Annotated in this window: 15 protein-coding genes; 14 read left to right on the forward strand and 1 reads right to left on the reverse strand. The window is 44.9% G+C overall.

Going from position 1 to position 11,635, the window contains the following annotated elements; translation table 11 throughout:
• Positions 1–29: 29 nt before the first annotated feature.
• The 12 genes from abbA (at position 30) to rok (ending at position 8,665) form a co-directional block, all read left to right on the forward strand.
• On the forward strand, positions 30–209 hold the full coding sequence (abbA, locus tag KI350_RS03735) for an antirepressor AbbA (protein ID WP_003181305.1): 180 nt from the start codon (positions 30–32) through the stop codon (positions 207–209).
• A gap of 180 nt (positions 210–389) precedes the next feature.
• Complete coding sequence (gene cbpB / locus KI350_RS03740) at positions 390–833, forward strand: cyclic-di-AMP-binding protein CbpB (RefSeq protein WP_020451200.1); 444 nt, start codon at positions 390–392, stop codon at positions 831–833.
• A 142-nt stretch (positions 834–975) separates the two neighbouring features.
• Positions 976–1,851: a transcriptional regulator CcpC gene (locus tag KI350_RS03745; protein WP_023857289.1), complete on the forward strand. Its 876-nt coding sequence runs from the start codon at positions 976–978 to the stop codon at positions 1,849–1,851.
• 130 nt (positions 1,852–1,981) lie between these two features.
• The gene (locus tag KI350_RS03750) at positions 1,982–2,461 is read left to right on the forward strand and encodes a flavodoxin (RefSeq protein ID WP_020451202.1); all 480 of its coding nucleotides are present in this window, start codon (positions 1,982–1,984) and stop codon (positions 2,459–2,461) included.
• Entirely contained in the window at positions 2,451–3,344 is an 894-nt protein-coding gene (locus KI350_RS03755; RefSeq protein WP_023857288.1) for a WD40/YVTN/BNR-like repeat-containing protein, read from the forward strand. The genes KI350_RS03750 and KI350_RS03755 overlap by 11 nt, the downstream gene beginning before the upstream one ends.
• A gap of 29 nt (positions 3,345–3,373) precedes the next feature.
• The gene (locus KI350_RS03760; protein ID WP_020451204.1) at positions 3,374–3,826 is read left to right on the forward strand and encodes a flavodoxin; all 453 of its coding nucleotides are present in this window, start codon (positions 3,374–3,376) and stop codon (positions 3,824–3,826) included.
• 106 nt (positions 3,827–3,932) lie between these two features.
• Positions 3,933–4,643, forward strand: a complete 711-nt coding sequence (gene dapD, locus KI350_RS03765) for a 2,3,4,5-tetrahydropyridine-2,6-dicarboxylate N-acetyltransferase (protein ID WP_020451205.1) — start codon at positions 3,933–3,935, stop codon at positions 4,641–4,643.
• Between the two features lie 69 nt (positions 4,644–4,712).
• Positions 4,713–5,837 (forward strand): N-acetyldiaminopimelate deacetylase, encoded by a 1,125-nt coding sequence (locus KI350_RS03770; RefSeq protein ID WP_020451206.1) that lies wholly within the window; start codon positions 4,713–4,715, stop codon positions 5,835–5,837.
• Positions 5,838–5,899: 62 nt separating this feature from the next.
• Positions 5,900–6,145, forward strand: coding sequence for a YkuS family protein (locus KI350_RS03775; protein WP_003181323.1), 246 nt, complete (start codon positions 5,900–5,902; stop codon positions 6,143–6,145).
• A 295-nt stretch (positions 6,146–6,440) separates the two neighbouring features.
• Positions 6,441–6,983: a biofilm-specific peroxidase AhpA gene (gene ahpA / locus KI350_RS03780; RefSeq protein WP_020451207.1), complete on the forward strand. Its 543-nt coding sequence runs from the start codon at positions 6,441–6,443 to the stop codon at positions 6,981–6,983.
• Positions 6,984–7,072: 89 nt separating this feature from the next.
• Positions 7,073–7,531: a redoxin domain-containing protein gene (locus KI350_RS03785; RefSeq protein WP_020451208.1), complete on the forward strand. Its 459-nt coding sequence runs from the start codon at positions 7,073–7,075 to the stop codon at positions 7,529–7,531.
• Between the two features lie 546 nt (positions 7,532–8,077).
• A complete protein-coding gene (gene rok, locus KI350_RS03790) occupies positions 8,078–8,665 on the forward strand; it encodes a transcriptional regulator Rok (protein WP_020451209.1) in 588 nt (195 codons plus the stop codon).
• 144 nt (positions 8,666–8,809) lie between these two features.
• On the opposite strand, the gene KI350_RS03795 is transcribed toward rok, so the two are convergent.
• Positions 8,810–9,766, reverse strand: a complete 957-nt coding sequence (locus KI350_RS03795; protein ID WP_023857286.1) for a coiled-coil domain-containing protein — start codon at positions 9,764–9,766, stop codon at positions 8,810–8,812.
• Between the two features lie 152 nt (positions 9,767–9,918).
• On the opposite strand from KI350_RS03795, the gene mobA reads away from it, so the two are divergent.
• Complete coding sequence (gene mobA / locus KI350_RS03800; protein ID WP_023857285.1) at positions 9,919–10,506, forward strand: molybdenum cofactor guanylyltransferase; 588 nt, start codon at positions 9,919–9,921, stop codon at positions 10,504–10,506.
• A 105-nt stretch (positions 10,507–10,611) separates the two neighbouring features.
• Positions 10,612–11,625, forward strand: a complete 1,014-nt coding sequence (locus KI350_RS03805) for a molybdopterin-synthase adenylyltransferase MoeB (RefSeq protein ID WP_023857284.1) — start codon at positions 10,612–10,614, stop codon at positions 11,623–11,625.
• Positions 11,626–11,635: the final 10 nt, after the last annotated feature.

An 11,635-nucleotide genomic window follows, 5' to 3' on the forward strand; every position in this document is an offset into this window, starting at 1 on the left:
AGCTAAATCAATTAGGGGGCTGGTTAAGAATGGAACGCTTTTCAGAAGAAGAGAGAAAACTGTTGCTGAACGTACTTTTGGACCATGAGTATGCCGTAGAGCTACTAAGCAGTGAGATCAATGATATAGAAACGGGTACAAAAAATGTGGATAGCCTGACATATAAAAAACTGGTTACCTTATACGACCGTGTCCGGTCTGAAAATTAGGTCAGATTATATCAATTGATACTCATTAGAGTATCTTTTTTGTTTCCTAAAAGGATATGGAATGATAAACTGACCTTGGAAGAAAGGAAAGTTTTCGACAAATATTGATATCGTTTATATTATTGTAGTATAGGGAAAATATGCGTTGATGGATTAAAGCTGAAAAGGAGTCGAAAAATCATGATTAGTATGCAATCAGATGAACTTCTTGAAACGACAGTAGGTCAGTTTATGATCGATGCTGATAAAGTAGCCCATGTTCAAGTCGGAAATAATCTGGAACATGCCCTTCTCGTGTTGACGAAAACCGGATATACCGCGATCCCTGTACTTGATGCTTCTTTCCGTTTGCACGGATTAATCGGAACGAATATGATCATGGATAAAATCTTCGGCTTGGAACGAATCGAATTTGAGAAGCTTGACAAGATTCATGTTGAAGAAGTCATGCTGACAGACATCCCACGCTTGAAAATTGACGACCCGATCTTAAAAGGATTCGGACTGGTCATCAACAACGCGTTTGTATGTGTCGAAAATGAAGAGCAGGTTTTCGAAGGCATATTTACAAGGCGTGTCGTGTTAAAACAGCTGAATAAGCATTTGAGAACGTTGAATAAATAGGCGCGGCAGCGGCCTATTTTTTATTTGCAGCGCTCCACCAAACCCTCCGCACATTCTCCGAAGCCTGACTTTCCGCTTGATTAAAAAACAGCCGTTTGATTAAATGTATGATAAGAAAAACTTATTGGAATGAGGAATGTCCATGCAGCTTCAAGAGCTCCACATGCTTGTCGTTCTGGCGGAAGAATTAAATATGCGGAAAGCGGCTGAACGCCTGTTTGTTTCCCAGCCGGCTTTGTCCCAACGCCTGCAGACCATTGAGAAATCATGGGGAACGAAAATTTTTTTGAGATCGCAAAAAGGGCTGACGGTTACGTCTGCCGGAGAAAAAATCATCCAGTTCGCAAAAGATGTGACATTGGAACAGGAAAAAGTGAGAGAGAATATCGATGAGTTGGAGGGCGAGATTCACGGTACGCTCAAATTGGCGGCCGCTTCGATCATTGGGCAGCATTGGCTTCCCAACGTTCTGAAAACCTATGTCAAACAATATCCAAACGTGAAAATTTCGCTCGTGACCGGATGGAGCAGCGAAATGCTGAAAAGCCTCTACGAAGACCATGTTCATGTCGGCATTATCAGAGGAAACCCGGAATGGAAAGGACCGAAGCATTACTTGATGCGGGACGAATTGTACCTTGTCGATACAGAGATCCGTAACATTGAGGACATTGCCAAAACGGAACGGCCGTTCATCCAGTTCAAAAGCGACAGCACGTACTATCAGGAAATTCAGCACTGGTGGCATCAAAAGTTTAAAACGTCGCCAAAGCAGACCATTATTGTCGACCAAATTGAAACATGCAAACAGATGGCTTTCCACGGAATCGGCTATGCGATCCTTCCATCTGTGACGCTTCACGGAAGCGGGAGCCATGTTCATCAAATCCCGCTGCTTGACGCTAAAGGAAAAGCAATCGGCAGAGATACGTGGCTGCTCGGTTATGAGCCGGCTTTCCAACTGAAGCAAGTACAGGCGTTTGTAGAGGTTGTGAAAGAATGTACGGCAACTGAATAAACATCAGAAAGGCAGGACTCAAAAAAGAGGGCTGCTTTTTTTGTGCGATTTATTGACATTGATAATCATTATCATTTAAAGTGTATCTATATAATAATGAAAATCATTATCAATTTCAGAGGTGATTCTGTTGTCTAAAGCATTAATTGCATATGCCAGCATGTCCGGCAACACGGAGGATATCGCGATGATCATCAAAGATACATTGAAGGAGAACGGTTTTGATGTCGCAATTCAGGAAATGGATGATGTCGATGCCGATTCATTGGCTGAATACGATCTTCTTTTAATCGGCACCTACACATGGGGAGACGGGGATCTTCCTTATGAAGCGGAATCGTTTTACGACGAGGTCTCTTCGCTTGACCTTAAAGGAAAGAAAGCGGCATGCTTCGGATCCGGCGACTATGCATACCCCCGCTTTTGCGAAGCGGTCAACACGTTTTACAGCATGCTAGAACGAACCGGCGCCGACCTTTATCGAGAGACCTTGAAAATAGAACTTGCCCCCGAAACGGATGAAGATGCCGAGTGCTGCAAGGAATTTGCCGAAGGTTTTATAAGATGGGCAGAACACGAAAAGCGGCAGGCTGAGACCCATGTTTCATAAAGGTGCGACGGCCGTCGCTTCGGCAAAGCATTCCGGTTACTTTGTCGCCATCAAGCGGGAAGGGATTTTTCACTACTCACTTGAGCAAGGCTGGACAAAGCTCTTTCAATTAAAAAGCAAAATATGTTCCATCACCTATATCGGCGATTATTTATTCGGCGCAGGGGAGAGGGGAACGATTATCAGATCGTCTGACCAAGGAGCAACCTGGTCAATCTCAAGCTTTCCGACAAACGCTACGATTTGGTCGATCACAGGGACAACGGACGGCTTTGTTTGTGCCCATGGGAAGCATTGCATTTACATATCAGAGGATTTCGGCGTCTCATGGAAAATCGTCAAGCCGTTTTCCGGTTTGAGTCATCCGCCCGTTATCCGCTCTCTGTGCCTCCATGAGGAGCGCCTTTACATCGGAACGCAGATTCATGAAGTGCACGGCGGTGTTTGGGCATACGATTTGGCAGCAGAATCGGCTTGTTTGATCAAAAAAGAAACCGGCCGCATGACCGCCTCGATGATCGCATTTGAAGGCGAATGGCTGGTTTGTGCGATGGGATCCAAAAAAGGAAATCACGGTGCCGTCAATTTGGTCAACATCCACACGAATGATGAAATACAAATCAGGCAGGGCCTTGTTGAAAATGAAGAATCATTCCTGGATGTGTCCGAAGACAACGGAATCATCTATGTCACATCGGCTCAAGACCGAGACGGATTTTCAAGAATCTACCGGCTTGATTTCTTTGAAAGAGAGCTGAAATGGTTTGACACGATTAAAGGGCATGGATTCAGAGTCGCCAATCAAAAGGAGAACTTCTTTTGCGCGGGTCTTTATGAATGCAAATTTGTCAGGCCTTATGAACAGCCTGCTGCAGCCCACTGATTTTATAGCGTTTTATAGGAGGAATAACGATGGGGAAAGTTTTGCTGGTTTATGCAAGCATGTCTGGAAATACAGAAGCAATGGCCGATTTAATCGAGAAAGGCCTTCTTGAGGGCGGGGCCGAAGTTGACCGCCATGAAGCGATGGATGTAGATGCGGCGCTCTTTAACGATTATCAGTATATGATATTTGGCGCTTATACATGGGGCGACGGGGATCTCCCGGATGAGTTTTTGGATATTTACGATGATATGGAAGGGATGGATTTCACAGATAAGATGTTTGCCGTTTTCGGGTCCGGAGATACTTCTTACGAGCATTTTTGCGGTGCCGTCGACATACTTGAGGACAAAATCAAAGAGCTTGGCGGAGACACGGTGCTTCCGTCCGTCAAAATCGAAATGAATCCGGAAGATGAAGAAGAAGACATGCTGCTTCAATTCGGCAGGGATTTTGCAAAGAAATGTGAAGTGCCGGCATGACATTTGCTAAAAAAGGAAACGGGACGCCCCCTTTCCTTTTTTTCTTGTTTTTAAATCTTTCCTTTGATACAGTAATGAGGAGAAAAAGAGAAGGAGGACTTACATAATGAAAATGATGGATGCAAATGAGATTATCTCATTTATTCAAAATAGTAAGAAATCAACACCTGTTAAAGTGTATGTGAAAGGCGACCTTGAAGGAATTGACTTCGGCGCTTCAGCCAAGCCTTTTATTACAGGGCATACTGGGGTAGTATTCGGTGAATGGGCGGAGATTCAAGCTGTGCTCGAAGCAAACAAAGGTAAAATTGAAGACTATGTTGTCGAAAACGACCGCCGCAATTCGGCGATCCCAACGCTCGATTTGAAAAATATTAAAGCGCGAATCGAGCCGGGTGCGATCATCCGCGATCAAGTGGAAATCGGCGACAACGCCGTTATCATGATGGGAGCTTCCATCAACATCGGCTCTGTAATCGGCGAAGGAACGATGATCGATATGAATGTCGTGCTGGGCGGACGAGCTACCGTCGGCAAAAACTGCCACATTGGAGCGGGTTCCGTGCTTGCCGGTGTCATTGAGCCCCCTTCAGCAAAACCTGTCGTTATTGAAGACGATGTCGTCATCGGTGCAAACGCCGTCGTACTTGAAGGTGTGACTGTCGGAAAAGGAGCCGTCGTTGCTGCCGGCGCAATCGTTGTGGAAGATGTGGCACCTTACACAGTAGTTGCCGGAACGCCTGCGAAAAAAATCAAAGACATCGATGAAAAAACAAAAGGCAAAACAGAAATCAAACAGGAATTGCGTCAGCTTTAAGAAGCGGCGGCGAAAAGTGCGTGGATGTGACAATCCACGCATTTTCGTATCGCCGGGGAGGTTAGAAAGATGAAATTGGACGAATTAGCAGCGATTCGCAGAGATCTGCACCAAATTCCTGAACTCGGTTTTCAGGAATATAAGACACAGGCTTATCTTTTGAACCACTTACTAAAGCATCCGGAAGACCGGATTGAAATCGAAAAGTGGAGAACCGGACTGTTTGTAAAGGTTAAAGGGACAGCCCCTGAACAGATTTTGGCTTACAGGGCGGATATGGACGGGCTCTCGATTCGGGAAGATACCGGATATTCTTTTTCTTCCATACATCAGAACCGGATGCATGCGTGCGGGCATGATTTTCATATGACGATTGCCCTCGGCATCATCGATCATTTCGTCCGCAACCCGGTTAAACAAGATCTGTTGTTTTTGTTCCAGCCTGCTGAAGAAGGGCCGGGCGGCGCTGAACCGATGCTTGAAAGCGATTTGTTTAAAAAGTGGGAGCCGAGCATGATCACAGCGCTGCACATCGCGCCTGAGCTCCCGGTCGGAACGATCGGAACGAAAAGCGGGCTGCTCTTTGCCAATACGTCAGAGCTTGTAATCGAACTTGAAGGAAAGGGCGGGCATGCCGCATATCCCCACCTTGCAGAAGATATGGTGGTCGCCGCCAGTTCGCTCGTTACGCAAATGCAGTCGATCGTAGCCAGGAATGTCGATCCGCTGGACAGTGCTGTCATTACCATCGGGACGATTACAGGCGGATCAGCACAAAACATTATCGCTCAGCAAGCAAGGCTTGAAGGGACGATCAGGACGCTGTCCCCGGGATCAATGGAACAGGTGAAGAAAAGGATCGAGGCGATGGTGAGCGGCCTGGAAACGGCTTATCAATGCATCGGTAAAGTCAGCTATCCGGCAGCATATTATCAGGTCTATAATTCAAGCGGTTTAGTTGAAGACTTTATGAAGTTCGTTTCTGAAAACGGCCTTGCAGAGGTCATCCGTTCAAAAGAAGCGATGACAGGAGAGGACTTCGGCTATATGCTGAAAAAGTATCCGGGCTTCATGTTTTGGCTCGGCGTCGATTCACCTTACGGACTCCACCATGCCAAACTGCAGCCGAAAGAGGAAGCGCTTGAGACGGCAGTCCGCGTTATGACGGCTTATTTCTCTTCCAAAGCCAATTAGAACAAGCGGCTGGTATAAAAAATCAGCAAACGTGGCATCTTAATTGGTGGAGGTGTTTCTTCATGTCGAAAAAAATCGGAATCGAACAATCTCTTTCTGATGTCGAGGCTGCTTTGAAGGAAAAAGGGTATGAGGTTGTAACGATGAAAACCGAAGACGATGCAAAAGGCTGCGACTGCTGTGTTGTCACTGGTCTGGACACTGACATGCTCGGGATTTCAGATACGATGACCGGAGCATCTGTCATTCAGGCGACTGGTTTAACTGCCGATGAAATCTGTCAGCAGGTTGAGCAAAAACTTCAGTAATAAACATAAAACCGAAGTTCCAGCTTCGGTTTTAACTTGTTTTTCCAAAAAAACGGCTGTCGGGTGTTAAACGGTTGTTTCATCATCCGGAGGCATGTTACACTTTTTTTAAAGGCTTAAAAAAAGAACAACCGCTAATTTAAATTTATTATCAATTAATATTGACTAAAAATATGGTAAGTATTATAATGAATTATGTATGTGATGTTATTAACTAAATGAGAATTTAATATTTAAATTCTCATTTTGATATGGGTAGCAGAACCCAAAAATCACAATTGGAGGGATACATAAAATGGCAGAACGCATGGTAGGTAAACAAGCGCCGCGCTTTGAAATGGAAGCGGTTCTTGCAAACAAAGAATTTGGAAAAGTAAGCCTTGAAGAAAACATGAAGAATGATAAGTGGACGGTTCTATTCTTCTATCCTATGGACTTTACTTTCGTGTGCCCGACAGAAATTACAGCAATGTCTGACCGCTATGACGAGTTTGAAGACCTTGATGCAGAAGTAATCGGCGTTTCAACTGACACCATCCACACTCACTTGGCATGGATTAACACAGACCGCAAAGAAAATGGTCTCGGCCAGCTGAAATACCCGCTTGCTGCCGACACAAACCATGAAGTATCCCGTGAATACGGCGTACTGATTGAAGAAGAAGGTGTGGCGCTTCGCGGATTGTTCATCATTAATCCGGAAGGCGAACTTCAATATCAAACAGTGTTCCATAACAACATCGGCCGTGATGTAGACGAAACATTGCGCGTGCTTCAAGCGCTGCAAACAGGCGGTCTTTGCCCTGCAAACTGGAAACCGGGTCAAGCAACTCTTTAATTTTTATTCTCAAATTAGAAATCAGATTGGAAAGGTCTAACATTTGTTAGACCTTTTTAATCGACAAAAATGACAATGGAGGAAAAATCATGAAATTACGCCAGCCGATGCCGGAACTGACCGGCGCAAAAGAGTGGTTAAACGGAGAAGTGACAAAAGAGCAGCTTATCGGAGAAAAGCCGACATTAATTCATTTTTGGTCGATCAGCTGCCACTTGTGCAAAGAGGCAATGCCGCAAGTCAATGAGTTCCGCGACCGCTACAGCGATAAACTAAACGTGGTGGCCGTGCATATGCCGCGTTCAGAAGACGATTTAGACTTGAATAAAATCAAAGAGGTTGCCGCTGAACATGATATTACTCAGCCTGTTTTTGTTGACAGCGACCATAAGCTGACTGACGCTTTCGAAAATGAATATGTTCCGGCTTATTACGTTTTTGATAAAACAGGCCAGCTTCGCCATTTTCAAGCTGGAGGAAGCGGGATGAAAATGCTCGAAAAACGTGTAAACCGTGTTCTTGCCGAAACAGAACAGTCTGCTGAATAAAGATGAAAAGCCCCGTTTTCATGGGGTTTTTTGTTTATTCGGCTCCTCATTGCAAAAAAAGCAAAAAAATTTCCTCTATCCGCCCCTTTCGACAAATGGATCATTAGACACTGTTTATTTTACTTGATGAGTCTTATGTCCTGTTTTTGTTTCAGGAGTATTTCTGACTTTCCCTGTACACAACAAACTGCGAATTCGACAAGTGAGATCTGGCAATTTTGAATATTCTGGATTTATAAGCCGGATTAATCATTGATATTTCACACTTTCCATCACGATTAAACAGTAGAGTCTATTCCTAAATTATGTTTCGTTGAAAAGTAATTTTCTATGTTCCTTCATTATTTACCATTTTTCGACAATGGGTTTAGAGTAGGCCGAAATGCTTCGAAAACTCCTCAGGCTTCAAGTTTTCCGGAAATTTAGTTCTATTTTCTTAACGGAAAGCAACAGTAGAAAAACGAAAAAATAGTTGATAAAATTAGTTTGGTAATCTAATATTTTTATTGGAAGGTTTATTTATTCTGATAGGAGGGTATAAACGGTATGTTTAACGAGAGGGAAGCATTGCGTTTAAGATTGGAGCAGCTGAATGAGGCTGAGGTTAAGGTGATTAGGGAGTATCAAATTGAGCGGGATAATATATATGCAAAGCTGCGTGAATTGGATCGTCCATCCAGCTTTAATGATACAAAAAAAGATTTTCGCCCGGAGCGTAAAACGGAATCTCTCCCTGTTTTAGCTGAATTAGCTGCGCAGGAGATGAAGAGCTATCAGCAACAACAGCAGCAGCCGCAAGCATCTCAAAAGAACCAGCAGCAGACTTCTCCGCAAACCTCCTCACTGCCTGCCGGAATTCCAGATGGAACGACAAGGCGCAGAAGGGGTACAGCACGTCCAGGCTCAAAAGCTGCAAAACTGCGTGAAGCGGCGATTAAAACATTAAAACGCCATAATGCGGCCATCAAAAGCTCCGAACTTCAAAAAGAAATCGAAAAAGAGAGCGGACTTGAGATCCCTAATATGACAACCTTTATGCAAAGCCTGATTAAAATGTACCCGGAAGTCAAAAAACCATACCGCGGTCAATATATATTAGAGGGTGAGATTTCTACCGAGACAGAGCAGCAATAGTCAAACCCTTGCTTTTCCAGATAGCGTTTCCATTTTGAGGAACACCAAGGCGGCCGCTATATACGCCGCCGCCCTAATCAACTGCTTGAGACAATCGACTCAAGCGGTTTTTTATAAAATCCAAATTATTCCTTAAAGTGGTATTCAATTTAAAGGTTTTGTTTCTTTGTCTTTGCGTTTAATTTGATAGACCCATTTTTGCGGGGTTGTTTCTTCTTTCGTCTGCTTTTTCCATTCAGTTATTTTCTGATCCATTTTCGTGTCATTTTGTTTGATGACGCTCAATTGCTGTTGGAGCTGATCGACTTGCTCCGTAACTGTTTGAAGTACCGCCTCGATCTGCTCTGACCGTTCAAAAAGCTCTTCGTTTTGTTCAAGCGCCTTCTCCGTCTGCTGAGATGTATCAATATCGGCAAAATGAGAAGCGATCCACTTATCACTTTCATCGAGCTGCCTTTTATAGGATAAAATCGTTTCGTAAAACAGCGCTTCTTTTGTTTTTTCAGCCTCCAAAAGGCGGTTTTTCGTTTCTGTCACCCGCTCTTTTAATACCGCAACATCTGTTTCGATTTGTTTGAGCTGAAGACCTTTAGCATGAAGTTCGTCTTTCAGGCGGGCATTTTCGTGTGCAGCGTTTTCGAGCTCATGCTCCTTTTTTTCCCTCAGCGTTTTTTCTTTTTCCGCATGAAGCTTTTCATATTCTATTTGGCTATGTAAGCTTTTTTTCTCTTCTTCGGCTTTTACATTTGTTAAATGAAGGCGGTGCTTTTCTTCTATCTCTTGTTTTCTTGCATAGGTTTCTTTTTGAAGGAGCTCCTGAAGAACAACGATTTTACCCAGCAGTTCGCTTTTTATCCGGTTGAGCGTTTCGGCCGACTCGTCTTCCTTGTTTGCCGAAATCCGCTCCAGTTCGATTGACAGCTGCTGAAGCTGCTGCTTCAGCGCTGCGTTTTCCTGGCTGAGCTTATGATTTTTTTGATGAAAATAGCTTGCTTCAAGCTCGTGGATCAATTGATGTGACCTTGCCAGCTCCGCTTTTAAAAAAAGGTTTTCCTGTGATAAATCATGAAAATAAGGCAGCGAACCCGTTGTTTTTTTCATGGTGACCAGCCCCCTATTAATGTTACAACTACAATATGCATAAATGAAACACGGCATGCCTTTTGAAAAAGAGATTTTACAGACTTGTTCGGATTTCTAAAATTTTGCTATGATGTTCGCAGGCAGAAACACGCGAAGGAAGGTTGAGCTGCATGAAAGAAATACATGTCATATTATCGGGAGGCCTTTCACGCCGTTTTGGGGAACCGAAAGCGTTTGCCCGCTGGCAAGGCAAGCCGCTTTATCAATGGTGCAAACATGCGCTGGGAGGCGATGTCCTGATATTGAGCCGTCCGGGGCTGACGGAGCGGTTTAAAGAACTCGGGGAAAAAGCGGTGCTGGAAGATATCGAACCGTTCAGTGGGAGAGGGCCGCTTGCAGGTATGTACACAGCCATGGTTCGGGCGGAAGGGGAATGCTATATTTTTTCGGCCTGTGATACCCCGCTTGTCCGGCAGGAGACCATATCGGCTTTAAAACGGCAGATGACCCCGGCGGATGACGCCGTCGTGCCGGTCGCAGACGGAAGGGCGCAGCCGCTTGTTGCTGTCTACAGCAGAAGGGTGAAATCCGTCCTCCTCGAACAGCTTCAGCAGAACGAGCTGAAGATCAGCAGTTTCCTCGACCGCATCCGCGTCAAGTATATTGAAGCTGATAGGGTCGGGGCAGAGCCGTGGGAATTTATAAATGTCAATAAAAAGTCGGATTTAGATAAAATAGAACCGTTCTTTCCGGGATGAAATATTTTATTATAGATTGCAAGGGTTTTTCGGAAAGTGTTTTTCAAAAAAAAGCGGACGGAAAAATGATATGATATAGAAAAGGAAGTAAAGGGGATCATCCTGATGCATGAACGGTATTCAAGACAAATCAGATATCAAAACATCGGACAGGCGGGTCAGGACAGAATCAGGCAGAGCCATGTTTTGATCGTCGGAGCCGGGGCGCTCGGCACGTCGGCTGCCGAGGGGCTTGTGCGCGCAGGCATCGGTACACTGTCTATTATAGACCGCGATTATGTGGAATGGAGCAACCTGCAAAGGCAGCAGCTCTATACAGAGAAAGACGCGGAGGAAAGGCTTCCGAAAGCGGCAGCCGCAAAAGAACGTCTTTCCCAGATCAATCGCGATGTTGAGCTTCGTACATATGTTGCCGACGGCACCGTGGAAACACTCAGACCGCTGATCAAAGAAGCGGATGCTGTCATCGATGCAACGGATAACTTTGAGACCCGCATGATCATCAATGACCTTGCCCAAGAGACGGGCACTCCGTGGGTTTACGGCGCTTGTGTCAGCAGTCAGGGCATGTATATGACGATTATTCCTAAAAAAACGCCGTGCCTTGCCTGCCTGTTTGAAGATGTTCCGATTGGCGGGGCTACATGCGACACGTCGGGGATTATTTCGCCGGCCGTTCAAATGGTGTCGGCTTATCAACAAGCTGAAATTCTAAAAATCTTAACGGACAACCAAGATGCGCTTGAAACCGCTTTTGTCACGTTTGATTTATGGGCGAACACCCACTTCCGAATGGAGATCGGCCGCAATGAGACATGTCCTTCGTGCGGAGAAACGCCGGTTTTTCCTTTTCTCAGCAACATGGGCCAAAAAAAAGCCGACGTTCTGTGCGGAAGAGAGACCGTCCAAATTCGCAGCGATATGTTAAAACGGCTGCCTAAAGAGGAACTCATGAAAAAACTTTCGGGCATCGGAAAAGTGGATGCGAATGATTATTTGCTGCATGTACAATACGAGACATTCAGAATCGTCATATTTAACGATGGAAGAGCCCTTGTTCACGGCACAAATGATATAAAAGAAGCCAACTCCATATTGGCGAGAGTCATCGGAATGTAACAACAGGAGG

Source organism: Bacillus sp. J41TS8, assembly GCF_018333035.1.
GTDB classification, from domain to species: domain Bacteria; phylum Bacillota; class Bacilli; order Bacillales; family Bacillaceae; genus Bacillus; species Bacillus paralicheniformis.